Source organism: Bradyrhizobium sp. CB82 (assembly GCF_029714405.1).
Lineage (GTDB): Bacteria > Pseudomonadota > Alphaproteobacteria > Rhizobiales > Xanthobacteraceae > Bradyrhizobium.
Genome location: NZ_CP121650.1, coordinates 6,894,266 through 6,920,655, shown reverse-complemented (window position 1 = coordinate 6,920,655; position 26,390 = coordinate 6,894,266). Strand labels below are relative to the sequence as shown.

Sequence of the window (26,390 nt, the reverse complement as noted above, 5' to 3'; positions counted from 1 at the left end):
GCATGAGCTCCAAGTCTGCCCTGAAGGCAAAATCGGAACTGCACCAGCCAGACGTGACTGCGCGTCCGATTGCGCTGCTCGAGTGGTACGACCGCCATCGCCGCCAGCTGCCATGGCGCGCGAGGGCGGGCGAGACGCCCGATCCGTACCGCGTCTGGCTGTCGGAGATCATGCTCCAGCAGACCACTGTGAAGGCGGTCGGGCCCTACTTCGAAAAGTTCGTCGCGCGCTGGCCCGACGTCACGGCGCTCGGCAGCGCCTCGCAGGAGGACGTGCTGCGGATGTGGGCGGGGCTCGGCTACTACTCGCGCGCACGCAATCTGCACGCCTGCGCGGTCGCGGTCGCGCGCGAACATGGCGGCGTGTTTCCCGATAGCGAAGAAAATTTGCGGTCTCTTCCGGGCATTGGGCCCTATACCGCGGCGGCGATCGCCGCGATCGCTTTCGACCGCCGCACCATGCCGGTCGACGGCAATATCGAGCGGGTGGTGTCGCGGCTGTTCGCGGTCGAAGAGGAATTGCCGCAGGCAAAACCTCTGATTCAGCAATTGGCGGCGACGCTGCTCGCCGATTCTCGCGCGGACGACGAGAAGTCTCGCGCCGGCGACAGCGCGCAGGCGCTGATGGATCTGGGCTCCTCGATCTGCACGCCGAAGAAGCCGGCGTGCTCGCTCTGTCCGTTGAATGAGGGTTGTATCGCGCGCGCGCAAGGCACGCGGGAGACGTTTCCGCGCAAGGCGCCGAAGAAGAACGGCACGCTGCGTCGCGGCGCGGCCTTCGTCATCGTCCGCGGCGATGAGCTGCTGGTCCGCTCGCGGCCTGAGAAGGGCCTGCTCGGCGGCATGACCGAGGTGCCGGGCTCGGACTGGCTAGCCGGGCAGGAGGACGAGGCCGCGCGCGCGCAGGCGCCTGAGATCAAGGGCATCACGCGCTGGCGGCGCAAGCTGGGCGTGGTCACCCACGTGTTCACGCATTTCCGGCTGGAGCTCGTGGTCTACTCCGCGGAGGTCGATGGTCGCACCCGTGCGCCAAGGGGCATGCGGTGGGTGCCGATCGCAACGCTTGCCGATGAGGCGCTGCCCAACGTCATGCGCAAGGTCATTGCGCACGGGCTGGATCTCCAGCTTCGCGCGCACTCCTGACGGGATGCTGGCAGCAGCGCTGCGCTATCGGGAAGCGAAATGGAGGCTCCCGATGGTCAAGACTGCGCTCGATGATTTCAACATGCCGCCCTGTGCCAAGCTGCTGGGCTGGCGCCTCTTGGACGCCCGGCCCGAGGAGGGCTGGATCAAGCTTGGCTTCGAGGGCAAGCCGGAGTTCTGCAACCCCGCCGGCTTCATCCAGGGCGGCCTGCTCTCGGCGATGCTCGACGATACGATGGGTCCGGCGGTGCTCGTGACGAGTGAAGGCAGACTCTACACGACCACCGTCAGCATGACCGTGAACTTCCTCGCGTCGGCCAAACCCGGGCCGATCGTCGCTGAGGCCAAAGTCACCCAGCTCGGCAAGACGATCGCGTTTGTCGAAGGGAGGCTAACGGCCGAAGACGGCACGCTGCTTGCGACCGCCACCGCCAGCGAGCGCCTGCTCGATGCGGCAAGGGTGGTTCTCTGATACGGGTGCGGTGGCGAATAGGGGGCAATGCTACCGCATCGGCATGGAACCGGAAAGGGATCTACCTGCGCGTGCAGTGAGGGAATTTGCTCGTAAATTCCTTGCCCGCGCGAATCAGCGCGCCGCTCGTTGCCGGTTCGAGCAGCGCGAGCATTTGGATTCGCGCTTATTGTCGCAGCCCGGAAAAGAGACGATTGGATACGCGCAATCTGCGGGCGAATCGCGGCGTTCGCCGCATCGTCGACGTGGCATGCGGCAAAGTGGCCACTTCCTAATATTCTCGGCTGAAGATTTGATAGGTGGCCCGATAGAAATTAACAAAAGTCAAACGGGATAATTTTCAAAGCTGTGTTTTACTTAAGTCCTTGAGGTGAGCTATGCCGCTTGCGCTTATCGAGACCGGCCATTGCAACGTCGATCTCAAACCTTCCCCGATTGAGCCATCCTGGATCATTGAAGGAAACCCACAAGCGCGTTCGCACCTGCTGTCGACCAGCGCGTGCGGCACCGCCACGACCCTGATCTGGTCCTGTACCAAGGGCAAGTTCAACTGGTACTACGATCTGGACGAGACGATCATGATCCTTGAAGGATCAATGGTGATCGAGAGCGACGGCATGCCGCCGAAACGCTACGGTGTCGGCGACGTCGTCTTTTTCCGCGAGGGTGCGCACGCCAAATGGCACATCGAAACGTATGTGAAAAAGGTCGCCTTCCTGCGTCAGACCTATCCGGTTGGGCTTGGTTATGCCGTCCGTGCCATCAACAAACTTAAGCGGCTGTCGTCCACCTTGAGCGGTCGTCGCTCCAACTAACTCGCGCCCGTTGACTGCATTGCGGATCGTGCGGCGACGACCCCGAAGGGCCACGTTAGCGCCAAGTGTGAAGCGATTTTCAATCGCGACAAGCGTTGAACGCGTTTGCGCGGAGATCATGCTCAAACAATAACCTAAAGCGCGATGACGAATCATCCCAATCTCATCGCGCTTTTAGGTGCTCGCGCGACTTGCATCGGTGAGCCGCGGCACGAGCGGTGGCTTGGCGTTGAGGGCCTCGACCTGGAAGCCGGCGACGCGCTTGTAGTTCGTGGCGATGTCTTCCAGTTCCTTCTGCGACAGCACGTCGGTGACGATATCGTAGCCGTTGGGCGCGCGCTCCTCGACGAGCTGCATCACTTGCTCCGGGCCGTTCTTGCGGTTGAGCAGCACAAGATCGGTCGTCGCCGGCCGGCGCTCGGCCTCATAGGCCGATAGCGCTTTAGTCGTCAGCCCATGCGCAAGAATCTCGCGGGTGATGACACGGGCATCGAGGATCGCTTGCGAGGCGCCGTTCGAGCCGATCGGATACATCGGGTGCGCGGCGTCGCCCATCAGCGTGACGCGGCCAAAGGTCCAATGCGAAATGGGATCGCGGTCCACCAGCGGGTATTCGTAGGCGTGCGCGCAGTTCCGGATCAGGCCGGGTACGTCGAGCCAGTCGAACTGCCAACTCTCGAACCACGGCAAAAACTCCTCCAGCCGCGCGGTGCGGTTATAGTCCTCACGCCGCCACTGATAGGTCGGCGGCATATGCCGCTCGGCGACCCAGTTGATCTGGTGATTGCCGGATGCGTCCGGCGCCTTGGTGATGGGATAACAGACGAATTTCAGGATCTCGTGCCCGGCCATGATCATGCTGCGGCCGGTGAGGAATGCCTTTGCCGGCGTCACGCCGCGCCAGAGGATGCGGCCGTTCCAGACTGGCGATCCCTCCTGCGGATAGAGCTTTTCGCGCACGGCGGAATGGATGCCGTCGGCCCCGATCAGGAGCGCGCCTTCGTAGATGCCGGCGGGCTTGCCGGTCACCTTGTCGACGAACTCGGCGCGGACGCCGTCTGCCGTCTCATGCCAGCCGGTGAGATGATGGCTTGTCAGAATGTTCTCGCGGCCGAGCCGCTCGACGGCGGCGTCGAGCAGGAGCTGCTGGAGGATGCCGCGATGGATCGAGAATTGCGGCCATCTGTAGCCGGCCTCCAGCCCGCGCGGCTCGCTCCAGATCGGCTTGCCATGCTTGGAGAAGTAGGCGAGCTCGCGAGTGCGCACGCCGTTGGCATCGAGCTTGTCCATCAAGCCGAGCTCGATCAATTCGCGCACCGCATGCGGCAGCACGTTGATGCCGACGCCGAGCGGCTTCAGCTCGGCGACGCTCTCGAACACTTTTGCGGGAATGCCGATTCCGTGCAGGCTGAGCGCGAGCGTCAGCCCGCCGATGCCGCCGCCGGCGATGAGGACCGTCATGTCAAAACCCCTCCGATTGGCGGCGTCTTCGCACGAGGAGGCGGCCATGGGCAACTGCAAAGAGAGCGGCCTATGGACGCCGCGCCGGCCTGCCGTTAACGTTCCCCTTTCGGTACGAGGTCTCCCATGCTCAAGCTCTACTACGCCCCCGGCACCTGCGCGGTCGCCTCCCATATCGCCCTTGAAGAGGCCGGCGCCGACTACACGACCGAACGGCTCGACTTCAAGGTCAACCAGCAGAACAGTCCGGACTATCTCGCGATCAATCCGAAAGGCCGCGTGCCGTCGCTGGTCACCGATCGCGGTGTCCTCACCGAGACGCCGGCGATGCTCGCCTATATCGCGCAAGTGTTTCCGAAGGCGAAGCTCGCGCCGGTCGACGATGCCTTCGCGCTCGCGCAAGCGCAGTCGTTCAATTCCTATCTGTGCTCGACGGTGCATGTGGCGCACGCCCACAAGATACGCGGTGCGCGCTGGGCGACGGAGGAGACTTCGTTCGCGGACATGAAGCGGATGGTCCCGAAGACCATGGGCGCCTGCTTTTCACTGATCGAGCAGAAGATGCTCAGGGGGCCCTGGGTGATGGGCGAGCAGTATACGATCTGCGATCCCTATCTCTACACGCTGTCGCTCTGGCTCGAAGGCGACGGCGTCGACATCAAGGCGACACCGAAGGTCGCCGATCATTTCAAGCGGATGTCCGAGCGGCCCGCCGTGCGCAAGGTGATGGACGCGCACAGGGCGTAGGCCCCGGCCTGCAGGGTGGGCAAAGGCGCGTAGCGCCGTGCCCACCACTCGCCGCTTCAAGCCATGCCAGATGGTGGTGGGCACGCTTCCGCCTTTTCGAGCTACGGCGGACAAGTCGCTTTGCCGACCCTACGAAGCTTTCCGCTTTTCCAATTCCCGTCCCGTCTCGAGCATCAGCCGTCGCAGCCAGATCGAGCCGGGATCCATCTGCGCGCGGGTCGGATAGAACATGAACTGCTCGTCGATGCCGGGATCGAGCGGCGGCGTGACGGTGGCGAGCACTAGCTGCTTCGACAACGCCGCGATCAGGCGGCGCGGCACGAAGGCGACGAGGTCGGTGCGTGCTGCGACATGCAGCGCCTCGAGATAGCCTGACACGACGAGCGCGATGTGCCGCTCGATGCCTTTGGTACGCAGCCAGGTGTCGATCAGGTCCTCGGCCTGGCCGCGGATGATGACGGCGACGTGACGCGCGGCGAGGAACGTCTCGCGCCGCTTCAGCCTGGTGCCGACGGGATGGCCGCGCCGCACGGCCAGCGCATCGCCGTCGGTATAGAGCAGCTGGCGGTGAAATCCCTTGAAGGCGTTGCCGATCGAGATCACGAGATCGATGGTGCGGGCGAACTCGGCGTGGAAGATCGCAGGTCCCCGCCACGGCACCACGTCGATGCGGACGTTGGGCGCAAGACGCGTCACCTTCTCCATCAAGGGTGGCATCAGAAGTTCGACGGCGAGGTCGGGCATCATCAAGCGGCTGCCGCCAACAGGAAACTGATGCAGGATATCTTCGCTGCCGCCGCCAACCCCGATCCATCCGTGCGCGACCGCGCGCTGTTCATCGCGAGCCTCGCCGACGACGCGAAATGGGTCGTCACCGGGCAATATTCCTGGTCGCGCACCTTCAAGGGCAAGGACGCGATCCTCAACGATCTGCACGGCCATGTCCGCTCGCGCCTCGTCGACCGCACCCGGACGGTGGCGCACCGCTTCATCGCCGACGGCGACATCGTCGTGGTCGAGGCCAAGGGCGACAACGTCACCAAGGAAGGCGTTCGCTACGACAACGACTATTGCCTGGTGTTTCGCCTGGAGGACGGCAGGATCAAGGAGATCAGGGAATATTGCGACTCGGTCCTGACTGAGAAAGCGCTGGGCCCGTTTCCGCAGGCAGCAACCGGGGCATCAGGCTGATCGCTCGTCTCGGGGCAATCTCGCCAGCGCCAGGCTGGCTTTTTGCCAGATGCAAGGAAAATGCTGCTTTGCGGTCGCTCCTCCACCATAGGGCACGCGAGCGGCATGAAGGATACAATTAACAAGTGTTCTTCATTGTACCGCCCCCAGCATGAGTCGCCGGGGGCGATCGACGGCGAATCTCCGTCGTTAAGCTGCTCGAATTCTTTGGGGGCATGATGCCGAGCGTTCGTTTGAGAATCCGTGGGCGTCTTTACGCCGGCTTCACGGCTCTCGTCGTGGTGGGCCTGATCATGGCCGTGGTTGCCGTTTGGAACCTGTGGGCCGTCCAGCACCAGGTGGCGAGACTGTCAGCCCTTTCGGACAACACTGCGCGCGTTCAGGAAATCTCGACCCATCTCCAGGCGATCAGGCGCGCCAATCTGCAGTCCGCGCGCCGCGCAGGTCAGCCGGCGTAGAGGAAGCCGAGGATGGCGACGATGATCACGCCGAGTCCCGCGGCTTCCACGCGGTGCGCAAGGTGCGTCGCGGCATGCACGTCGGAAGCCCGCGCGGCGCGCTCGGAGCCGCGCGGATAACCGTGGACGATGACGTCGTGATTGAAGGTGTCGTGAGCCTCGTTGCCGCTGGCGAGCCCGACGCAGATGAGCAGTACGCCGAACAGGGCGAGCCCGGCAAAGCCGAGCAGTCCGATCATCAACATTGGAAACATGCCAACCAGGAAGATCGGCAGCAGCGGCAAGAACAGCAATGTCTCGGACTGTCGTCGCATGGCTCGACCGGTCAGGACAGGAAGCGGATATCGAATGTAGTCCCGGGGGTCGGATCGTTCAAGGAGCCGCGCCATTCCGGACCCACACCATGTCCGGAATGACGAAAAGGTGAAGCAGCGCTACTCCGCCATGCCGGAGCGGATCTCGGCGCGCAGCTCGTCGATCAGCTTGAGGCCCTGCTTGGTCTCGACGTGCCAGTAGGTCCAGCCGTTGCAGGCGGCCGAGCCTTGCGCCACGGCGCCGATGCGGTGGATCGAGCCGACCTTGTCGCCCAGCATGATGGCGCCGTCGGCGCGCACCAGCGCCCCTAACTTCTTCTTTGCGTCGAACAGCTTCGTGCCGGGCATGATCATGCCGCGCTCGATCAGTTCGGAGAACGCCACACGCGGCGCCTCGCGCGCGGTCATGAACGGGGCGAGCGATTCTTCGGGCAGCGGTTCGACCGCTGCGATCCGTTCCTCGGCGGCCTCGGCGTAGGTCCGCTCGCGCTCGAAGCCGATGTAGCTGCGGCCGAGCCGCTTGGCGACGGCGCCGGTGGTGCCGGTGCCGTTGAAGGGATCGATCACGAGATCGCCGGGCTTGGACGAGGACAGCAGCACGCGCGCCAGCAGGCCTTCCGGCTTCTGCGTCGGGTGAACCTTCTTGCCGTCGGCGCCCTTGAGGCGTTCCTCGCCGGTGCACAGCGGAATCAGCCAGTCGGAGCGCGCCTGCACGTCCTCATTGGCCGCCTTCAGCGCTTCGTAGTTGAAGGTGTAGCCCTTGGCCTTCTCGTCGCGCGCGGCCCAGATCATGGTCTCGTGCGCATTGGTGAAGCGGCGGCCGCGGAAATTCGGCATCGGATTGGACTTGCGCCAGACGATGTCGTTCAGGAGCCAGAAGCCGAGGTCCTGCATGATCGCGCCGACGCGGAAGATGTTGTGATAGGAGCCGATCACCCAGATCGTGGCGGACGGCTTCATCACGCGGCGGCAGGCGAGCAGCCAGGCGCGGGTGAAGTCGTCATAGGCCGAAAACGAATCGAACTTGTCCCAGGCGTCGTTGACGGCGTCGACATGGGATTCGTCGGGGCGCTTGAGATCGCCCTTGAGCTGGAGATTGTAGGGTGGATCTGCGAACACCAGATCGACCGAACCGGATGCCAGCTTCGACATCTCGGCGACGCAATCGCCGACGATGATGCGATGCGCGGGGGACTCAAAATTTGTGCGGGGCGCCCTTGCAGACGCCCCGCGACGCGACACAACCATGACTCAAGAACTCTGACTCAGGCGACGCTGTCGGCGACGCGGGACCAAACAACCGACTGGCCGCTACATTGACCGCGCAAAGTAAAAAACGACTTAACCCGCATCTTTTGGAGATTGCTTCGACGTTGCGCATCGCGCGCGGAAAGATGCGTGGATCACTCGTGTTTTGCAGCATATTTCGCGTTTTGTGCGCAACGATCGCTTCGTTCGCGTCAAACTCTCTCCCGGAAAAAATTGCTGCTCTCCCGGAAAAAATTGCTGCCATCGACAAGCCGCCGCACTAGGCAATTTTTGCCGAGCAGGATATTGATTAAAGGAACGGAAATTTTACGTTTGTGACGCCCTGAGCCTCGCGTTCTTTGTGTGCCCAGGGATGCAATCAGGGACTTGAAGGAAGCCGCCATGCGTTACGATGATTTCCGCCGCAGCGACGACATCGAGGATCGTCGCGACGAGGGTGGCGGTGGATTTGGCGGTGGCGGCGGCGGTTTCGGCCTCCCGATGGGCGGCGGCGGCCTGGGCATCGGCACCATCATCGTGCTTGGCCTGCTCGGCTACGCCTTCGGCATCGATCCGCGCATCCTGATCGGCGGGGCCGAGATCCTCACCGGCGGCGGCCAGGCGCCGAGCTACCAGACCGATCGTCAGGCCTCGGGCGGGCAAGTGAAGCGCGGTGCGCCGACCGACGAGATGGGCAGCATGATCTCCGGCATCCTGGGTGAGATCGACGATCGCTGGAGCGAGATCTTCCAGGCCAGCGGCCAGAGCTTCACCGGTCCCAAGATCGTGCTGTTCCGCAACGCCACCAATGGCGGGCGCTGCGGCATGGCGCAGTCGGCGATGGGGCCGTTCTACTGCCCGCCGGACAAGACCATCTTCCTCGACACCGGCTTCTTCCGCGAGGTGGAGACGCGCTTCCGCGGCTGCTCCGGCAACGCCTGCAAGTTCACTGCGGCCTACATCATCGCGCATGAAGCCGGCCACCATGTGCAAAACCTGCTCGGCATCATTCCGCGGGTGACGCGCCTGCAGCAGCAGGCCGGCAGCAAGTCCGAAGCCAACGCGCTCCAGGTGAGGGTGGAATTACAGGCCGACTGCCTGTCCGGCGTCTGGGTCAACCGCGAGGAGAAGAAGCGTCCGGGATTCCTCGAAGCCGGCGACATCGACGCCGCGCTGACAACCGCAACCGCGATCGGCGACGACACGCTGCAACGCCAGGCGACGGGACGCGTCGTGCCGGATTCCTTCACCCACGGCTCGGCCGAGCAGCGCAAGCGCTGGTTCATGACCGGTTATCAGCAAGGCACGGTGCAGGCCTGCAACACCTTTGGTGGAAACGGGTCGTTGTAGTCAGGAGGGCTTCTTGCCCCGGACGCTGCGCAGCGCGAAGTGATGCGCTGCAGATCCGGGGCCCACAACGCCGGTATCTCAGCAATGGGTCCCGGCTCTGCGGTGCATCGCTGACGCGCTGCACCGCGTCCGGCACACGAGAGGAGCCATGGCTTCCATCGACGAGACAAAACAATTCATCCCGCTCAACATCGCGGTGCTGACGGTGTCCGACACGCGCATCCTCGCCGACGACAAGTCCGGCCAGACGCTGGCGGACAGGATCACGGTGGCCGGCCATCATCTCGCCGCGCGCGAGATCGTCACCGACGACGTCGAGGCCATCCGCGCGGTCGTCCAACGCTGGATCGGCGATAGCGGCGTGGATGTCGTCATCACCACCGGCGGCACCGGATTCACCGGACGCGACGTCACGCCGGAGGCAATCGAGCCCTTGTTCGAGAAGCGGATGGACGGCTTCTCGATCGCGTTTCACATGATGAGCCACGCCAAGATCGGCACCTCGACGATCCAGAGCCGCGTCACCGCGGGCGTGGCGGGCGCGACCTACATCTTCTGCCTTCCCGGCTCGCCCGGCGCCTGCCGCGACGGCTGGGACGGCATCCTCGCTGCCCAACTCGACTACCGCACGCGCCCCTGCAACTTCGTCGAGATCATGCCGCGCCTCGACGAGCATTTGCGCCGGCCGAAAGCGCAAGGCGCGACGGTTTGACCGCAAACACAGGCCCGACTTTTACCCAGGCGAGCCTACTTGCGCGCGCTGCGGAAGGCTGCTCGCGCAAGATTGGCGCGATCTCTCGCTGCGCGCGCGTGAACCTATTCCGAGAACATTGACTTGGATCAACACTGCCCAGGGTCTGAGTGCGCCGTTGTTGTGCCGACTTGGAGGAAGTTCCAATGCGCACATTGGCTTTGACGATTTTGACGATAAGTATCGTTTTAACCGCAGGGCACGCCCGGGCTCAGAGATATGATCCGGCTTTTCCCGTTTGCTTGTACGTCGTCTCTTTCGGAGCGAGCCCTTACTATAGATGCAGCTACACGACGATGGACCAATGCAGGGCGTCCGCCAACGGTCAGATGTGCATCCTCAACCCGTATTACGCTGGCGCGACGGCGCCGGTGAGGGGAAACAATCGGCGTTATTCTCGCCAAGGTTCTCGCCAAGCCGGATCAAGATCGTCCGCGCACGCAGAGACCAGATCGTACGCGCCATCTCAGTCGCCGATCCACTACCGGGCCGCACCGTACAATCAATACAATGAACCGTATTATGGAGCTTCTCAAGGTTACGCGCCTGGCGAAAAACAACGATTTCTCGAAAGTGTGAGACGAAGCCTCTAGAACATGATCCGGAAAGTTTTCCCTCGCCGCGTTTGCGCGGAGATCATGCTCAAGCAATAACCTCTCGCGCGATGACGATTCGATCTCATCGCTTTAGACACACCCGGTGCACAACCTTGGCACCGATGCTGAACCTGGCCTCGCCAAGGGGCTCAACGAATGTTGGCCACAAGGGGCGAGGGCACAATCATGCGCAGCGTGTGCTGTTGAGCGCCGCAGTTCGTCTGTTTCAACCTCCTGCGAAGCGCAGCCAAACCGCCCGCCACAGGTCGCGGCAGGCATCGCGGCGCAGCCGGCGGGCGCGGCGTTTGTAGAGATCGACGAGCTCGGCCGTGACCCGGCACGCAGCTTCGTGCCGTGGGCGCATCAGAGGTCGCGCTCCCAGGTCTCGCCGATCAGGTTCTGGCCGAAGCTGCGATGCGGCTCGCTCGCCACCAGCTTGAAGCCGGCGTCCTGATAGATCTTGCGCGCGCCGACGAGAATGCTTTGCGTCCACAGCGTCATCCGCCGATAGCCGCAGGCGCGCGCGAAGGAGACGCATTCGGCGACCAGCCGCTGGCCCAGGCCGCGGCCGCGCGCGGCGGGATCGAGCAGCAGGAGGCGCAGCTTGGCGACGTCGTCGCTGGCCTTCACCAAGAACACCGAGCCGACCGGGCGCCCCTCGATGTCGGCGATCCAGCAACGCTCGCGCGAGGCGTCATAGGAGGTCATGAACTTCGCGACGATCTCGGCGACGAGCGCTTCGAAGCCTGCGTCGAAACCATATTCGCTCGCATAGAGCGCGCCATGGCTCTGCACGACCCAGCCCATGTCGCCGGGGCGCGGATCGCGCAAGGAGGCGGGCGGCGGTTCGGCGCGCGGCATGTCGAGTAGACGTTCGACCGTGTCCATCGCACCCCTCAACTGCCTGCGATCGATCTCCGACAATGGCTGCAGCATCGCGGCGACGTCCTCCTCTGTCGAGCGCTCGAGCCGGGCGAAAGCCTGCCGGCCCTTCGCCGTCAGGCTGAGCTGATATTGCCGCCGGTCGGTTGCGAGCGGCTTGCGCGCGATCAGGCCAGCATCGTCGAAATTCTGCACGATGCGGCTGAGATAGCCCGGATCGAGCCCGAGCTCGATGCCGATCTCCTTGGCCGAAAGCGCATCGCGATGAGCGAGCTCGTAGAGCACGCGCGCTTCGCTGAGCGAGAACGGCGTCTTCAGAAGCTGCTGGTCGAGCACGCCGAGTTTGCGGGTGTAGAAACGGTTGAAGGCGCGAACCGCCTGAATCTGGTCTTCGGAGACCTGTCCGGTGGTCACGCCTGGAGACACGCTGGACGACATGGGGACCTCCAATATTTGCCATTGTCAATCAATTGTTTGACTTTAGCAAGTATCTTTCGGCCTCACGTCACGACGACAATCTTGCTCCGGAGCACCATGCGGGACGAGCGGCCAAGCCGCCGCAACAGCCGCGTCTCGGAACGGCTGGCATGGGGCGGGTAGCCGCCGATGCGGTCGTAATGGTCGCGCGCAATCAAGAGGCCCTGATCGCCAAGTGGACCTACGACCTTGCGCGCGACGAAGCGGACGATGTCGCGCAGGCTGGTATCAGAATAGGGCGAACGCGCATAGCGGAACACGGCGGCCCGGTCGCGTCCGCTGGCGGAGACGGTCTGGATGAACTGGGTGGTCTCTTCGATCCAGCCGGTCTCGAGCACGGCGCCGGCATGCAGGAACATCAGCCAGGGCGAACGCGCTTGTAACGCGCCGGCGGCAAGAGCTGCACCCTGCGATGAGCCTTCGACGCCTATGAAGCGGCAGCCGGCGACGTCGGCGACGCGCTCGATCACGCCGTTGCGCGTGGCATCGACCAGGAGAACTTCCTTGATCAGGCCCGCAGCAGCACCTGGAACCAGCGCGGCCAGAGTTGCGACCGCCGGCTGCTCGACGCCTTCCGTCGGGATGATGACGCTCAACATGACCGAGGCTTCAGTGTCTCAAGCTAGAGCAAAAACGCAATTGTTATACGGTATAACCATGGCCTCGGGCTCCGCGCAACGTTTTGCGCGTCCATTGCTGCGGCCGCGTCGCGCGATGGTAAACTGTGTAGACCGCCGCAGCCAAGCCCGTCGCACACAGGCCGCAATGTTGCGCAATATTTCGACGGCCACAGACCCTGACCGCATGCAACCTGATTCAACGCGGACATTGTGAGGGCAATGCGACGGATCGCATCGCTGCAAGGATGGCCGCCCTTGTCGCGCGCGGTCGTGCCAGGACGAGCAGTCATGCAAAAAGGTGATCTATCTGCCCGAAATGCGGCGCCGGATTTCGTCGGATCACGCTATCATCCCTGGAAGGTGAACGCGGCGAGTTTCGCTGCACGATCCGTGATCGCGTTCTGGAGGTCTTCGATGACTCCGGCGCCGTCGCTTGTCGCCTCACCGTGGCCTGAGCAGGATCTTCGTGTGAACGCCGATCAACTCGCTGTTGGTACGACCGCAACATCACCCCGGCAGGAGACGACGCCTGCCTTGCGGATTCGCGCCCTGATGCTGGGCGACCGCATCAATGCTGCGGGCCTGGAGATCGGAACGCTGGTATCGTCGATGCCGGCCGCGTTCCGCGTCCATGCTGGACTCGCTGTGATCTTCCGCTACGGCGTCGTGGTGCTGATCGGACTATTGCCCTCGGAGGAGAAGGTCCTGATCGACACCTTGAAGCCGCGCGTGATCGGCGAATTCAGCCCCTATGAGGAGGAGACCGCGCAGGCGCAGCTCTGCAACGACGAAGCCTCCGAAGCGATCCAGCCGGGCGGGCCGATCTGCATCGCCAAATTCTCCGACGATCGGCTGCTCCTGATCGCCGACGCGCTCGCCAAGAGCACGGCCCTTGCACGCGACGAGCGCCGCGTCGCCGCCGTGTTCGATGTCATCGAGCCCTTTGCGCGGGAACTTGCCCAGCGCGGTCGCACGCCGCGCCGCCGCAAGGGTATCCTGCAATTGATCGGTAATGCGCTGCTGGTTCAGCAGCGCGTCGCGGGCCGTGTCGCGGTCGCCGAAAAGCCCGACGTGCTCTGGGAAAAGCCCGCGCTCGACCGCCTCTACTCGCGGCTCGAGGACGAGTACGAACTGAAGGAGCGCCTCGATACGCTCGAGCGCAAGCTCACTGCGGTGTCCGAGACCGCCAATGCGCTGACCGACATCATCGACACGCAGCGTTCGCTGCGCCTCGAGGTCGCCGTCGTCGTGCTCATCGTGATCGAGGTCGTGATCGGCTGTGTCCAGATCTTTACCGGAACTCACTGAGGCGGCGTCGCTGCGCCGGCGCCGTTCGGCCAGACCCAATTGCGGATCTCCGGCATGTCCTCGCCGTGCTCGCGGACGTAGTGCGAATGCCTGAGCAGGGCATCGCGGAACTGCTGCTTCACATGCGCGGCCTTCGTCGCGAGATCAGGCACGCGCTCGATCGCCTCGATCGCGAGATGGAAGCGGTCGAGCTCATTGAGCACGACCATGTCGAACGGCGTCGTCGTGGTGCCTTCCTCGTCAAAGCCTCGAACATGCATGCCGGCATGATTGGTGCGGCTGTAGGTGAGGCGATGAATGAGATAGGGGTAGCCGTGATAGGCGAAGATCACGGGCTTGTCGCGCGTGAACAGCGAGTCGAAATCGCGATCGCTGAGGCCGTGCGGATGCTGCTCCTTCGGCTGCAGCGTCATGAGGTCGACGACGTTGACGACGCGGATCTTCAGGTCAGGCAGCGCCTTGCGCAAGAGATCGACCGCAGCGAGGGTCTCCAGCGTCGGCACGTCGCCGGCGCAGGCCATCACGACGTCGGGCTCGCCGCCCGAGCTTTCCGTGCCGGCCCAGGTCCAGATGCCGATGCCGGCATCGCAATGCGTCGCCGCGTCGTGCATGGTGAGCCATTGCGGCGCGGGCTGCTTGCCGGCAACGATGACGTTGATGCGGTCATAGGTGCGCAGGCAGTGATCGGCGACCCACAGCAGCGTGTTGGCGTCCGGCGGGAAATAGACGCGGACGATATCGGCCTTCTTGTTGGTGACGAGGTCGACGAAGCCGGGGTCCTGATGGCTGAAGCCATTATGGTCCTGGCGCCAGACATGCGACGTCAGGAGATAATTGAGCGAGGCGATCGGCCGCCGCCACGTCAGCTCGCGCGACACCTTCAGCCATTTGGCGTGCTGGTTGAACATGGAGTCGACGATGTGGATGAAGGCCTCGTAGCAGGAGAAAAAGCCGTGGCGTCCGGTAAGCAGATAGCCTTCGAGCCAGCCCTGGCAGAGATGCTCGCTCAACACCTCCATGACGCGGCCATCCTGGGCGAGGTGCACGTCGTAAGGGTCTGTCGGCTCCATCCAGACGCGTTCGGTCACCTCGAACACGGCGTCGAGCCGGTTTGACGCGGTCTCGTCCGGACCCATGATGCGGAAGTTGCGCGCCTCGGCATTCAGCCTGACGACGTCGCGCAGAAATTTTCCGAGCTCGCGCGTCGCCTCCGCGACCGTCCTGCCCGGCTCGTTCACCTCGACGGCGAAGTTCCGGAAATCGGGCAGCTTCAGCTCGCGCTTCAGGAGGCCACCATTGCCATGGGGATTGGCGCCCATGCGGCGGTCGCCGCCTGGTGCAAGCGCCTGCAACTCGGCGACCAGCGTGCCGTTGCGGTCGAACAGCTCCTCGGGCGCGTAGCTCTTCATCCAGTCTTCGAGCACTTTCAGATGCGCGGGATTTTCGCGGCAATTGGCGACCGGCACCTGGTGCGCGCGCCAAAAACCTTCGACCTTCAGCCCATCGACCTCCTTGGGGCCGGTCCAGCCCTTAGGTGAGCGCAGCACGATCATCGGCCAGCGCGGCCGCTCGATCGTGGTCCTTGTTTCGCGTGCATGCCGCTGGATCGAGCGGATACTCGCCAGCGCCACGTCGAGTGCGTCCGCCATGATCCGGTGCATCGTTTGTGGATCGTCGCCCTCGACGAACAGCGGCTCGTGGCCGTAACCGCGAAAGAGATCGCGGATCTCCTCGTCGCCCATCCGCCCGAGCACGGTGGGATTGGCGATCTTGTAGCCGTTGAGATGCAGGATCGGCAGCACCGCGCCGTCATGGGCGGGATTCAAAAACTTGTTCGAATGCCAGGACGCCGCGAGCGGCCCGGTCTCGGCCTCGCCGTCGCCGACGACGCAGGCCACGATCAGGTCGGGATTGTCGAACGCGGCGCCATAGGCGTGGACCAGCGCGTAGCCGAGCTCGCCGCCCTCATGGATCGAGCCCGGCGTCTCAGGCGCTGCATGGCTCGGAATGCCACCGGGGAAGGAGAACTGCCTGAACAGCTTGCGCAATCCGTCCGTGTCGCGCCCGATGTCTGGGTAGATCTCGCTGTAGCTGCCCTCGAGGTAGGTATTGGCGACCATGCCCGGGCCGCCATGGCCGGGGCCGCAGAGATAGAGGACGCTGAGATCGAGCGTGCGGATCGCGCGGTTGAGATGGGCATAGATGAAGTTCAGCCCCGGCGTCGTGCCCCAATGGCCGAGCAGGCGCGGCTTGATGTGCTCGGGGCGGAGCGGCTCGCGCAGCAGCGGATTGTCCAGGAGGTAGATTTGCCCGACGGATAAGTAGTTTGCGGCGCGCCAGTAGCGATCGAGCAGGTCGAGGTCGTCTGCGCTGGCGCGCGCTTGTTGTTGGCTGGTCATGATGGGGTGACCTTGTTGCGGCTGGTGTCACCAACCCGGTTCCAGGGCGATCGATCCCGTTTCTAGCGGCGTCATCAAACGGCATTGCGACCGGCAACCTTTGCGCGAGGTCAAAATTCCGCGCGCCGACTCCTTTGCATGGGGTTGTTTTGTGGTTTTTACTTTCATGTTCTTGATTTGTTCCTTTTCGGTGCTATCTTGGCTTCATGAGTCGAGCATCCTCTCATGCCCTCAGGCACCCGCCGGTCACGGCGCCCTCCGAGCCGGCGGGTGCACCTTCCGCGTTTCCCGAGCTTGCCGTCGCGATCGACCGCGAGCGCAGGCGCGGGCGTGGCGCCCAGTCCAACGCCAGCGGCCGTTATGAGGCCGAGGTACGCGTCGCCTTCGACGACGGCTGGCAGAGCCTGGAGGAATTGCCGCCGTTCAAGACCACGGTAGCGGTCGACACCTCGCGCAAGGTGATCACCCGCAATGACTCGCCGGATATCGGCTTCGACCGTTCCATCAATCCCTACCGCGGCTGCGAGCATGGCTGTGTCTACTGCTTCGCGCGGCCGACCCACGCCTATCTGGGCCTCTCGCCGGGGCTCGACTTCGAGTCGAAGCTGTTCGCCAAGCCCGACGCGCCGGCGCTCTTGGAGAAGGAACTCGCCGCGACCGGCTACGAGCCGCGGATGATCGCGATCGGCACCAACACCGATCCCTATCAGCCGATCGAGCGCGAGCGGAAAATCATGCGCGGCATTCTCGAAGTGCTGGAGCGCGCGGGACACCCCGTCGGCATCGTGACCAAATCGGCGCTGGTGACGCGCGACATCGACATCCTGTCGCGTATGGCGCAGCGCAACCTTGCCAAGGTCGCGATCTCGGTCACGACGCTCGATCCAAAGCTGGCGCGCACCATGGAACCGCGCGCATCGACGCCGCCCAAGCGCCTGGAGGCGCTGAAGCAGCTTGCGGACGCCGGTATCCCGACGACCGTGATGGTCGCTCCCGTGATCCCCGCGCTGAACGATTCCGAGATCGAACGCATTTTGGACGCGGCCGCGCATGCCGGCATCAAGGAAGCCGCCTACGTGCTGCTGCGGCTGCCGCTCGAAGTCCGCGACCTCTTCCGGGAATGGCTGATGGCGAACTATCCGGATCGCTATCGCCACGTCTTCACGCTGATCCGCGACATGCGCGGCGGCCGCGACTACGACTCGCAATGGGGCACGCGGATGAAGGGCACGGGTCCCATGGCCTGGACCATCGGCCGCCGCTTCGAGATCGCCTGCGAGCGGCTCGGCCTGAACAAGCGCCGCTCGAAGCTGACCACCGACCACTTTGCAAAGCCGAAACGCGGCGGCGAGCAGCTGAGCCTATTCTAGCGTGCAAATTCAACGAGGGCTGTCATGAATAAGGGATTGCCGGTGCCGCGGCTCACGGTCATCACGCTCGGTGTGAGCGACATCCGTGCCAGCATTGCCTTCTATGAGGCGCTCGGGTTTGCGCGCAAGCTGAAGGCCACCTTCGTGGCATCACCCTCGCCTGGAATTGCCGGACGCGCGAGGAGGTCGATACGGTCCTGGCGTTTGCGGTCGACAAGGGAGCCGCATTGCTCAAGGCCGCGCACGAGACCGACTATGGCGGTTATTCCGGCTATTTTGCCGATCCGGACGCCCATCCTTGGGAAGTCGTGGTCGCGCCCGGTATTGACGTCGGCGAGGACCGGCGGGTGCATCTGACCGATTGACGCCTATATCTGAATAACGGGAATTGTCCGAGGTTCCCAGTTGCGCGGGCCGGACCGGCGTGCGCACGATCCCGGCCATGATTCGGGACAAGTCCGCCAGCAAGCCGGCCAAGAACGCCGCGAAGAAGGAGCCCAAAGCGGCCGCGAAGGAGCCTAACGGCGCCGTCAATACCCAAAGGGGCGTCATCGCGATCGCGCCGCCGAGCTTTCGCCGTGAGCGCGCGCTGATCAAGCGCGGCGTCTGGCCGGTCGCCGGCTGCGACGAGGCGGGGCGTGGGCCGCTGGCCGGGCCCGTGGTCGCGGCCGCCGTGATCCTCGACCCGAACCGGATTCCGCGCGGCATCGACGATTCCAAGCGCCTTACGGCCGAGGAGCGCGAAAAGCTGTTCGACAAGATCTGCGCAACCGCGCAGGTCTCGGTCGCCGTCGCCTCGCCGGCGCGCATCGACCGCGACAATATATTGCGCGCCTCGCTGTGGGCGCTGAAGCGCGCGGTGATGGCGCTGCCCGAGGCGCCCCGCCACATCTTCGTCGACGGCCGCGACAGGCTCGACACGCCTTGCGACTGCGAGGCCGTGATCGGCGGCGACGGCCTGGTGCTCTCGATCGCAGCGGCTTCGATCGTCGCGAAAGTGACGCGCGACCGGCTGATGTGCGCGCTGGCGGGGGATTGTCCGGGCTACGGTTTCGAGCAGCACAAGGGCTATGCCGTGCCGGAGCATCTCGAGGCACTGGACCGCCTCGGTCCTTCCATCCACCACCGCAGCTTTTTCGCCCCCGTCGTCGCCGCGCGCGAGAAGCACATGCCCTGGACGGTGGAACCCAAGCGCGATCTGTTCACGGCGGCTGCTGAAGTGGACGTTCAAGTTGAGGCCCAGGCGGAGGCGTCGGTCGTCGACGCCTCTGCGAGCCTCTAAGTCTTTTCCATTAGCCCGGCCCGCGATGTCTTCACCTCGCGCCCCGCTGGCGGGGAGAGGTCGAAACTCAAGCGCAGCTTGAATTTCGGTGAGGGGGTCTCCACGAGTCTGACTGGTCACCGCCCTCGCACTCCCATCATCCCGACCTTCTCCCCGCAAGCGGGGAGAAGGAGAAGAGACTCAGTTGCCACGGCGCGCAGCGCGCTTTATCAAACGCGGACGCGCCGGCTTGGACGGGTTGGCTGCATCATATCGGACGTTGCATGCGGTTTACCTCCCTGGTCATCGAGCTGATCCGCGCCCGGCCGCGGCTGGTGGTGTGGATCGTGGTGCTGCTCCAGGCCGTGATGTGGTTGTTCGTGGCGCTGGTCTTCTACCGCAGCCCGCCCGGCAACCTTGCAACCCTGCTCGCCTTCGGCCGCGAATATCAGGTCGGCACCGAGCTCGGGCCGCCGCTCGCCTTCTGGCTCGCCGACATCGCCTATCGCGCCGCCGGCAGCCACATGATCGGCGTCTATGTGCTGGCCGAGCTCTGCGAGATCGCGACCTTCATCGCGCTCTATCATCTGGCGCGCGCCGTGGTCGGCACCCAGCAAGCGGTGCTCGCCGTGCTCCTGACCATGACGGTGCTGGCGTTCTCCTCGCCTGCGCTCGACTTCGGTCCGATGGTGCTGGCGCGCCCGCTCTGGGCGCTGCTCCTGCTGCATTCCTGGCAGCTCATTGGCCAGCGCCGCGGCAACGCCTGGTTCGCCTGGTCGATCGCCGCCGGCCTGCTGCTGCTGACGACGCCGGCCGCTATCGGTCTGTTGCTGCTGCTCGTTATCTTCGCGGTCGCGACCGAAGGCGGCCGCAGGACGCTGCGCGCGCTCGATCCGATCTATGCGCTCGTCGTTGTTGCCGTGCTGGCGCTGCCTTATGCGATCTGGTTGTTGCGTGCCGAGACGCTGACCATGCCGGTCTTGCCGCAGGTTGAGGATTTGAAGGCCCGCGCGATCAACACGGCCTGGCTGTTCGGCGGCCTCCTGCTTGGCGCGGTCGCGATCCCGGTGCTGACGTTCCTCAACACCAGATGGTTCGCCGGTCAAGCCGAGGACGCACCGATCATCTACCGGCCGCCGGTCGAGCCGCTGGCGCGCAATTTCGTCTACTTCTTCGCCCTGGCGCCCGGGCTTGGCGCCATCCTGGTCTCCGGTCTGTTCGGACTCGACAGCGTTGCGGGCGGAGCGGGCATCGTGCTGGTGATGTCGGGCCTTGCCGTCATCGTCGCCGCCGGCGACTTCATCGCGATGCGCCGCGCCCGCGTGCTGCGCACGGTGTGGGCGGCCGCCGTCGCGGCGCCCGCCGCGGGCGTCGTGCTGGCGGTATTGTTGATGCCGTGGACTGGGACCGGCGAGATCGCGACCTCGATGCCGGCGCGTGCGATCTCGGACTTTTTCGACGACAGCTTTGCCCGCCGCACCAACCAGCGTCTGCGCGCAGTCGCCGGCGAGACGCAGCTTGCGAGCCTGATCGCGCTGCATTCCGGCCGGCCGCATCTTCTCATCGACGCCGAGCCCCAGCGCACCCCCTGGTTCACGCCGGCCAGGTTCAGCGAGACCGGCGGCGTCGTGGTCTGGCGCGCCTCCGACACCGCCGGCACCCCACCGCCGGAGATTGCACAGCGCTTCCCCGGCATCGTGCCCGAAGTGCCGCGCGCCTTCGAATGGCTGGTGAACGGCCGTCAGCCGCTTCTGCGCATCGGCTGGGCCATCGTGCGCCCGAAGGGATCGTGACACTTTCTCGTGCCCCGGACGCAGCGCGGCATGAAATGTGGCGCTGCTGAGCCGGGGCCCATCTCACTGTGGGTCCCGGCTCTGCGAAGCATCGCTTGCGCGCTGCATCGCGTCCGGGACACGAGGCCTACCCCGCCAGCGCCTTCGCGATCGCGCGCAGATCCTGCCAGGCCAGCCGCTTGTAGGACGGCGAGCGCAGCAGGTAGGCCGGATGGAATGTTGGCAGCGCCCGGATGACGCGACCACCCGTGTCGTAGTCGAACCATCGCCCGCGCGTGCGCATGATGCCTTCGCGGGTAGAGAGCAGCGTCTGCGTCGAGGGATTGCCGAGCGTCACCAGCACGTCGGGATTCACGAGCTCGATCTGGCGCTGGATGAAGGGCAGGCAGGTTTGCGTCTCCTGCGGCGTCGGCGTGCGATTGCCGGGCGGCCGCCACGGGATGACGTTGGCGATATAGGCCTTGCTGCGATCGAGCCCGATCGCGCCGATCATGCGGTCGAGCAGCTTGCCGCTGCGCCCGACGAAGGGCAGGCCTTCGATGTCTTCGTCGCGCCCCGGCGCCTCGCCGACGAACATGATGCGCGCTTCCGGGTTGCCGTCGGCGAACACCAGCCGCGTCGCGGTGTTCTTCAAAGCGCAGCCGTCGAAGTTCTGCATCAGCTCGCGCAGCGCCTCCAGCGTTGGCGCGGTCCGCGCCGCCTCGCGCGCCGAGGCGATCGCGACGTCGGGGGCGGGTGCAGCCTCGCCCCGCATCACCGCCGGCGCCGCAACGGGGCGAGGCGCCTCGGCCGGCGAAGCGGCGCGCGCGACCGGGGGCGGCGCGTCCGCCTCGGCGAGCCGATCGATCGGTTCCCCGGCAAGCGCGCAGTCGACGCCGGCCTCCAAATAGAAGGCCAGCAGCTCGCGGACGGTGGGGGCGGGTTCGGGGATCATGGGAAAGTCTGACTATTATATCAGTTTGGGCCGCCCTGCATCCCGGTGAAATGCATTTCCGAGGTTGTCCTGCCCGGAAAAATCGGAAACAAGAGGGCGCAAACGACCGAGGACCGTCTCAAGGGCTGAGATCAGATGAGCACCGAAGAACTTCCCCCGCGCGAATCCATGGAATTCGACGTCGTCATCGTCGGCGCCGGCCCCTCGGGCCTGTCGGCCGCGATCCGGCTGAAGCAGCTCAACGCCGATCTCAACATCGTCGTGGTGGAGAAGGGCTCGGAAGTCGGCGCGCATATTCTCTCTGGCGCGGTGATCGATCCTGCCGGCCTCGACAAGCTGTTCCCGGACTGGCGCGAGGATGCCGATTGCCCGCTCAAGACCCAGGTGAAAGACGACCGCTTCTTCTGGTTCACCGAGACGAGTTCGATCAAGCTGCCGCAGTTCATCATGCCGCCGCTGATGAACAATCATCATTGTTATATCGGCTCGCTCGGCAATGTCTGCCGCTGGCTGGCGCGAAAAGCCGAAGCGCTCGGCGTTGAGATTTATCCGGGCTTTGCGGCGGCCGAGGTGCTCTATAACGACAACGGCGCGGTGCGCGGCATCGCCACCGGCGACATGGGCATCGGCAGGGACGGCAAGCCGAAGGATTCCTTTACCCGCGGCATGGAATTGCTTGGCAAGTACACGCTGTTCGCCGAAGGCGCGCGTGGCAGCCTGTCCAAGCAGCTGATTGCGAAATACGCGCTCGACGCCAAGAGCGAACCGCCAAAATTCGGCATCGGTCTGAAGGAAGTCTGGCAGATCGATCCGGCCAAGCACCAGAAGGGCTTGGTCCAGCACGCCGTCGGCTGGCCGCTCAAGAACGACACCGGCGGCGGCTTGTTCTTCTACCACTATGACGAAAACCTGGTGTCGATCGGCTTCGTCGTCCACCTCAACTACAACGATCCCTATCTGTCACCATTCGACGAGTTCCAGCGCGTCAAGCTGCATCCTGCGGTGCGCGCGACGCTCGAAGGCGGCAAGCGGCTGGCTTACGGCGCGCGCGCAATCACCGAAGGCGGCTATCAGTCGGTGCCGCGGCTCAGCTTCCCCGGCGGCGCGCTGATCGGCTGCGCAGCCGGCTTCGTCAACGTGCCGCGCATCAAGGGCGTGCACAATGCGATGGGCACCGGCATGCTCGCTGCCGAGTACGTCGCCACCGCGCTTGGTGCGGGCCGCGCCAATGACGAACTCGTCGAATACGAAAATGCATGGCGGGATTCCGTCGTCGGCAAGGACCTCTACCCCGTCCGCAACGCCAAGCCGCTATTGTCGAAGTTCGGTACCTTCATCGGCGCCGGGCTCGGCATCTTGGACATGTGGACCAATACGCTGTTCGGACTCTCGCTGTTCGGCACCCAGTCGCATGCAAAACCCGATCGCGCCACGCTCGACGCGGCGAAAAGCCACGCACCGAAAAACTATCCGAAGCCGGACGGCAAGATCTCCTTCGACAAGTTGTCGTCGGTGTTCCTGTCCAACACCAACCACGAAGAGGATCAGCCGGTTCATCTGAAGGTTGCGGACATGGAACTTCAGAAGACCTCGGAGCACGACATCTTTGCCGGTCCCTCGAACCGTTACTGCCCGGCCGGCGTCTATGAGTGGGTCGAGGAGGTCGCGAGCGTGAGATTCCAGATCAACGCCCAGAATTGCGTCCACTGCAAAACCTGCGACGTGAAGGACCCCAACGGCAATATCACCTGGGTTCCGCCGGAGGGTGGCGGCGGGCCGAACTACGAGGCCATGTAGGATTCGGGCAAACTGCCGCACGATCGCGTGAGGGGGCAGTGATCGCGATCACACGCGGCCACGATAAGGCCATAGTAAAAGCGTCTTGGGCAGGACGTTGGGGCGGACAGGGCCGGTAACGGGCGAGCGCCGAATCGGCTTCCGAAAACCCCGCCGAATCCTTGCGATTGGGCGCTAAAAGCGGCATTGTTCCCGGCCATGACGGTTCCGGGTCCCGATGCCACCGGTCGCGTTTGCAGGCGAGATGACCCCGACTTTCCAAACTTAAGGCGAGCCCTGATGTTTTCAAATCGTTTCAACCGCTGGACTGCTGCTGCCATCGCTCTTGCCGGTTCTGCGATCATCGCGGTCCCCGGCGCGGTCCTGGCGCAGACGCCGGATCATCCGGCCGACACGGCGGTGCAGTTTCCGACCCGGAATGATTTGAAGTCGCTCACCGGCGCGGGCAGCTATCTCGCCGCGCGCCACGCCAGCGTCGAACGCGACGCCTCGTCCGCGGCCGCCTTCTATCGCTCGGCGCTGCGCACCGATCCCAAGAACAACGAGCTGCTCGACCGCGCCTTCATCTCCTCCGTCGCGGATGGCGACATCGACGAAGCCGTCAAGCTCGCCGAGCGCATCCTGACCATCGACAAGTCGAACCGCGTCGCGCGCCTCGTGGTCGGCGTGCACGACCTGAAGATGAAGAAATATGCGACCGCCCAGAGCAACATCAACCAGTCGATCCGCGGGCCGATCACCGATCTGGTCGCGACGCTGTTGTCCGGCTGGGCCGCCTATGGCGCGGGCGACTCGAAGGCCGCCATCGCCAGCATCGACAAGCTGACCGGCCCGGAATGGTATCCGCTGTTCAAGGACCTCCATGCAGGCATGATCCTCGAGCTCTCAGGCAAGGAGAAGGACGCCGGAACCCGTTTCGAGCGCGCCTACAAGCTCGATGATTCCATGCTGCGCATCACCGAAGCCTATGCGCGCTGGCTGTCGCGCAACAAGGATGCGGCCGCAGCGACCACCGTTTACGAGGCCTTCGACAAGAAGCTCGCCCGTCATCCGCTGATCCAGGATGGCCTGCGCGAGACCCGCGCCGGCAAGAAGATGCCGCCGTTGATCGAGTCCGCGCAAGGAGGTGCGGCCGAAGCGCTCTACGGCATCGGCGCCACGCTGACCCGCCGCGGCGGCGAGGATCTTGCGCTGGTCTATCTCCAGCTTGCGCTCTATCTCCAGCCGAGCCATCCGCTCGCGCTGCTCTCGCTCGCCGACCTCTATGAATCGGTGAAGCGGCCGCAGATGGCGATCAAGGTCTATGAGCGCGTCCCGGCGAGCTCGCCATTGAAGCGCAATGCGCAGATCCAGCTCGCGGTCGATCTCGACTCCGCCGACAAGACCGACGAGGCGATCAAGATCCTCAAATCCGTGGTCATGGAAGATCCGAAGGATCTCGAAGCCATCATGGCGCTCGGCAATATCGAGCGCGGCCGCAAGAAGTTTGGTGATTGCGGCGCGACCTACTCGCAGGGCATCGACGTGCTGCCGGCCGGCGCCGACAAGTCCAACAGCGTCTGGTACTACTACCGCGGCATCTGCGAGGAGCGCTCCAAGCAGTGGGGCAAGGCGGAAGCCGACATGAAGAAGGCGCTCGAGCTCCAGCCCGACCAGCCGCATGTCCTCAACTATCTCGGCTATTCCTGGATCGACCAGGGCGTCAATCTCGACGAGGGCATGAAGATGATCAAGCGCGCCGTCGAGCAGCGGCCCGACGACGGCTATATCGTCGATTCTCTCGGTTGGGCTTACTATCGCATCGGCAATTACGAGGAGGCGGTGAAGAACCTCGAGCGTGCGATCGACTTGAAACCCGAGGATCCCACCATCAACGACCATCTCGGCGACGCCTACTGGCGCATCGGCCGCACGCTGGAAGCCAAATTCCAGTGGTCGCATGCACGCGATCTGAAGCCCGAGCCGGATGAACTGCCGAAGATCGAGGCCAAGATCGCCAACGGTCTGACCGACGACAATTCGAATTCTTCGGCCGCGCAGGCCGAGAAGAAGAAGGACGACGGCAAGGGCGGCTGATCGGGCATTTTTGGGGGTTGGTCGTCGATGTCGGCGTTGATTGAAGAAGGGCGCGCGAAGGTCAATCTGAGCCTTCGTGTCGTCGGCCGTCGCACCGACGGCTATCATGATCTCGAAAGCGTGGTCGCATTCGCCGATTGCGCCGATCGTCTCACGCTCGAGCCGGGCGAAGAGCTGAAGCTCACCACCACGGGCCCGTTGGCCGCGGCCTGCGGCGAGACATCGGACAATCTCGTGCTCAAGGCGGCAAGGTTTCTCACGGAGGCCGTGCCGAACCTGAAGCTTGGTGCCTTCGCGCTCGACAAGGTGCTTCCCGTCGCAGCCGGTATCGGCGGCGGCTCGGCGGATGCTGCGGCGGCCTTGCGGCTGCTGGCGCGCCTCAACAATCTCTCGCTCGATGATCCCCTTTTGCAGAAGGTCGCACTTGCGACCGGCGCCGACGTGCCAGTGTGCCTGCTCTCGCGCGCCTGCGACATGACCGGCGTCGGCGAGCAACTCCTGCCGCTGAAGTTGCCGAGCATGCCCAGTGTGATGGTGAACCCGCGCGTGCCGGTGGCGACAAAGGACGTGTTCCAGGCTCTGGGCCTGCGCAACGGCGAGCTTTTGGTCGGCGTCACCGACGTCTTCGAAGCGCCGGCCTGGCCGGGGGAGGGAGCCTCGACCGCAGACTGGGTCGACGTGCTTTCGACCGTCGCCAACGATCTCGAAGCTCCTGCAATGCGCATCGAGCCCGTGATCGGCGACGTGCTGGGCGCCTTGCGCGCCTGTGCCGGCGTCAAGCTTGCCCGCATGTCGGGTTCGGGCGCGACCTGCTTTGCGATCTTCGGCGGACCTGCCGAGGCACATGCCGCAGCCGAGACGATCCGCCGCGATCACCCTGGCTGGTGGGTGCATGCGGGGACGTTGAGTTAGTCGCCGCCTCCAAGGC

Annotated in this window: 23 protein-coding genes and 3 pseudogenes; 17 read left to right on the top strand and 9 right to left on the bottom strand. The window is 64.4% G+C overall.

What is annotated here, in order from left to right; all coding sequences use genetic code 11:
- The first annotated feature begins 2 nt into the window (after positions 1 to 2).
- From mutY to QA640_RS33600, 3 genes are all read left to right on the top strand, one after another.
- Positions 3 to 1,142: an A/G-specific adenine glycosylase gene (gene mutY, locus QA640_RS33610; protein WP_283037091.1), complete on the top strand. Its 1,140-nt coding sequence runs from the start codon at positions 3 to 5 to the stop codon at positions 1,140 to 1,142.
- Positions 1,143 to 1,194: 52 nt separating this feature from the next.
- Positions 1,195 to 1,614: a PaaI family thioesterase gene (locus QA640_RS33605; RefSeq protein WP_283037090.1), complete on the top strand. Its 420-nt coding sequence runs from the start codon at positions 1,195 to 1,197 to the stop codon at positions 1,612 to 1,614.
- 377 nt (positions 1,615 to 1,991) lie between these two features.
- Positions 1,992 to 2,429: a cupin domain-containing protein gene (locus QA640_RS33600; protein WP_283037089.1), complete on the top strand. Its 438-nt coding sequence runs from the start codon at positions 1,992 to 1,994 to the stop codon at positions 2,427 to 2,429.
- A 174-nt stretch (positions 2,430 to 2,603) separates the two neighbouring features.
- Here QA640_RS33600 and QA640_RS33595 read toward each other — a convergent pair whose 3' ends face one another.
- The gene (locus tag QA640_RS33595; RefSeq protein WP_283037088.1) at positions 2,604 to 3,890 is read right to left on the bottom strand and encodes a flavin-dependent oxidoreductase; all 1,287 of its coding nucleotides are present in this window, start codon (positions 3,888 to 3,890) and stop codon (positions 2,604 to 2,606) included.
- Between the two features lie 126 nt (positions 3,891 to 4,016).
- On the opposite strand from QA640_RS33595, the gene QA640_RS33590 reads away from it, so the two are divergent.
- Positions 4,017 to 4,637, top strand: a complete 621-nt coding sequence (locus tag QA640_RS33590; RefSeq protein WP_283037087.1) for a glutathione S-transferase family protein — start codon at positions 4,017 to 4,019, stop codon at positions 4,635 to 4,637.
- Positions 4,638 to 4,766: 129 nt separating this feature from the next.
- Here the strand turns inward: QA640_RS33590 and QA640_RS33585 are convergent.
- Positions 4,767 to 5,390: pseudogene (locus tag QA640_RS33585) on the bottom strand (LysR substrate-binding domain-containing protein); the annotation flags it as partial.
- 21 nt (positions 5,391 to 5,411) lie between these two features.
- On the opposite strand from QA640_RS33585, the gene QA640_RS33580 reads away from it, so the two are divergent.
- Both QA640_RS33580 and QA640_RS33575 read left to right on the top strand, forming a co-directional pair.
- Positions 5,412 to 5,828 (top strand): nuclear transport factor 2 family protein, encoded by a 417-nt coding sequence (locus QA640_RS33580; protein ID WP_283037086.1) that lies wholly within the window; start codon positions 5,412 to 5,414, stop codon positions 5,826 to 5,828.
- A 218-nt stretch (positions 5,829 to 6,046) separates the two neighbouring features.
- Positions 6,047 to 6,256, top strand: a pseudogene (locus tag QA640_RS33575) (methyl-accepting chemotaxis protein); the annotation flags it as partial.
- A 17-nt stretch (positions 6,257 to 6,273) separates the two neighbouring features.
- Here QA640_RS33575 and QA640_RS33570 read toward each other — a convergent pair.
- Together QA640_RS33570 and QA640_RS33565 are read right to left on the bottom strand one after the other, a co-directional pair.
- Positions 6,274 to 6,600: a hypothetical protein gene (locus QA640_RS33570; RefSeq protein WP_283037085.1), complete on the bottom strand. Its 327-nt coding sequence runs from the start codon at positions 6,598 to 6,600 to the stop codon at positions 6,274 to 6,276.
- A gap of 120 nt (positions 6,601 to 6,720) precedes the next feature.
- Positions 6,721 to 7,848: a site-specific DNA-methyltransferase gene (locus tag QA640_RS33565; protein WP_283037084.1), complete on the bottom strand. Its 1,128-nt coding sequence runs from the start codon at positions 7,846 to 7,848 to the stop codon at positions 6,721 to 6,723.
- Between the two features lie 402 nt (positions 7,849 to 8,250).
- On the opposite strand from QA640_RS33565, the gene QA640_RS33560 reads away from it, so the two are divergent.
- From QA640_RS33560 to QA640_RS33550, 3 genes are all read left to right on the top strand, one after another.
- The gene (locus QA640_RS33560) at positions 8,251 to 9,198 is read left to right on the top strand and encodes a neutral zinc metallopeptidase (RefSeq protein ID WP_283037083.1); all 948 of its coding nucleotides are present in this window, start codon (positions 8,251 to 8,253) and stop codon (positions 9,196 to 9,198) included.
- A 148-nt stretch (positions 9,199 to 9,346) separates the two neighbouring features.
- Positions 9,347 to 9,910, top strand: coding sequence for a molybdenum cofactor biosynthesis protein B (moaB, locus tag QA640_RS33555; RefSeq protein ID WP_283037082.1), 564 nt, complete (start codon positions 9,347 to 9,349; stop codon positions 9,908 to 9,910).
- 185 nt (positions 9,911 to 10,095) lie between these two features.
- A complete protein-coding gene (locus QA640_RS33550) occupies positions 10,096 to 10,542 on the top strand; it encodes a DUF3551 domain-containing protein (protein WP_283037081.1) in 447 nt (148 codons plus the stop codon).
- Between the two features lie 229 nt (positions 10,543 to 10,771).
- Here the strand turns inward: QA640_RS33550 and QA640_RS33545 are convergent, their stop codons facing one another.
- From QA640_RS33545 to QA640_RS33535, 3 genes are all read right to left on the bottom strand, one after another.
- Positions 10,772 to 10,909 (bottom strand): hypothetical protein, encoded by a 138-nt coding sequence (locus QA640_RS33545; RefSeq protein WP_283037080.1) that lies wholly within the window; start codon positions 10,907 to 10,909, stop codon positions 10,772 to 10,774.
- Positions 10,909 to 11,865, bottom strand: a complete 957-nt coding sequence (locus QA640_RS33540; protein WP_283037079.1) for a helix-turn-helix domain-containing GNAT family N-acetyltransferase — start codon at positions 11,863 to 11,865, stop codon at positions 10,909 to 10,911. The genes QA640_RS33545 and QA640_RS33540 overlap by 1 nt, the downstream gene beginning before the upstream one ends.
- Positions 11,866 to 11,927: 62 nt before the next feature.
- Entirely contained in the window at positions 11,928 to 12,503 is a 576-nt protein-coding gene (locus tag QA640_RS33535; protein WP_283037078.1) for a glycosyl transferase, read from the bottom strand.
- A gap of 489 nt (positions 12,504 to 12,992) precedes the next feature.
- Here QA640_RS33535 and QA640_RS33530 point away from each other — a divergent pair, with 489 nt between their 5' ends.
- Positions 12,993 to 13,832, top strand: coding sequence for an RMD1 family protein (locus tag QA640_RS33530; protein ID WP_283042964.1), 840 nt, complete (start codon positions 12,993 to 12,995; stop codon positions 13,830 to 13,832).
- Here QA640_RS33530 and QA640_RS33525 read toward each other — a convergent pair.
- A complete protein-coding gene (locus QA640_RS33525) occupies positions 13,826 to 16,231 on the bottom strand; it encodes a phosphoketolase family protein (RefSeq protein WP_283037077.1) in 2,406 nt (801 codons plus the stop codon). The genes QA640_RS33530 and QA640_RS33525 overlap by 7 nt on opposite strands.
- Positions 16,232 to 16,437: 206 nt before the next feature.
- Here QA640_RS33525 and QA640_RS33520 point away from each other — a divergent pair, with 206 nt between their 5' ends.
- The 4 genes and pseudogenes from QA640_RS33520 to QA640_RS33505 all read left to right on the top strand — a co-directional run bounded on the left by QA640_RS33520 (position 16,438) and on the right by QA640_RS33505 (position 20,655).
- The gene (locus QA640_RS33520; protein ID WP_283037076.1) at positions 16,438 to 17,601 is read left to right on the top strand and encodes a PA0069 family radical SAM protein; all 1,164 of its coding nucleotides are present in this window, start codon (positions 16,438 to 16,440) and stop codon (positions 17,599 to 17,601) included.
- 24 nt (positions 17,602 to 17,625) lie between these two features.
- Positions 17,626 to 17,966 (top strand): annotated as a pseudogene (locus QA640_RS33515) (VOC family protein).
- A gap of 77 nt (positions 17,967 to 18,043) precedes the next feature.
- Positions 18,044 to 18,883 carry a ribonuclease HII gene (locus QA640_RS33510; protein WP_283037075.1) on the top strand — a complete coding sequence of 280 codons (840 nt, stop codon included), beginning with the start codon at positions 18,044 to 18,046 and terminating at the stop codon, positions 18,881 to 18,883.
- 263 nt (positions 18,884 to 19,146) lie between these two features.
- Complete coding sequence (locus tag QA640_RS33505; protein WP_283037074.1) at positions 19,147 to 20,655, top strand: glycosyltransferase family 39 protein; 1,509 nt, start codon at positions 19,147 to 19,149, stop codon at positions 20,653 to 20,655.
- Between the two features lie 127 nt (positions 20,656 to 20,782).
- Here QA640_RS33505 and QA640_RS33500 read toward each other — a convergent pair whose 3' ends face one another.
- Positions 20,783 to 21,589, bottom strand: a complete 807-nt coding sequence (locus QA640_RS33500; RefSeq protein WP_283037073.1) for a uracil-DNA glycosylase family protein — start codon at positions 21,587 to 21,589, stop codon at positions 20,783 to 20,785.
- 135 nt (positions 21,590 to 21,724) lie between these two features.
- Between QA640_RS33500 and QA640_RS33495 the strand changes: the two genes are divergently transcribed.
- From QA640_RS33495 to QA640_RS33485, 3 genes are all read left to right on the top strand, one after another.
- A complete protein-coding gene (locus QA640_RS33495; RefSeq protein ID WP_283037072.1) occupies positions 21,725 to 23,386 on the top strand; it encodes an electron transfer flavoprotein-ubiquinone oxidoreductase in 1,662 nt (553 codons plus the stop codon).
- A gap of 279 nt (positions 23,387 to 23,665) precedes the next feature.
- Positions 23,666 to 25,462, top strand: a complete 1,797-nt coding sequence (locus tag QA640_RS33490; protein ID WP_283037071.1) for a tetratricopeptide repeat protein — start codon at positions 23,666 to 23,668, stop codon at positions 25,460 to 25,462.
- A 27-nt stretch (positions 25,463 to 25,489) separates the two neighbouring features.
- Positions 25,490 to 26,374: a 4-(cytidine 5'-diphospho)-2-C-methyl-D-erythritol kinase gene (locus tag QA640_RS33485; protein WP_283037070.1), complete on the top strand. Its 885-nt coding sequence runs from the start codon at positions 25,490 to 25,492 to the stop codon at positions 26,372 to 26,374.
- The last annotated feature ends 16 nt before the right edge of the window (positions 26,375 to 26,390 follow it).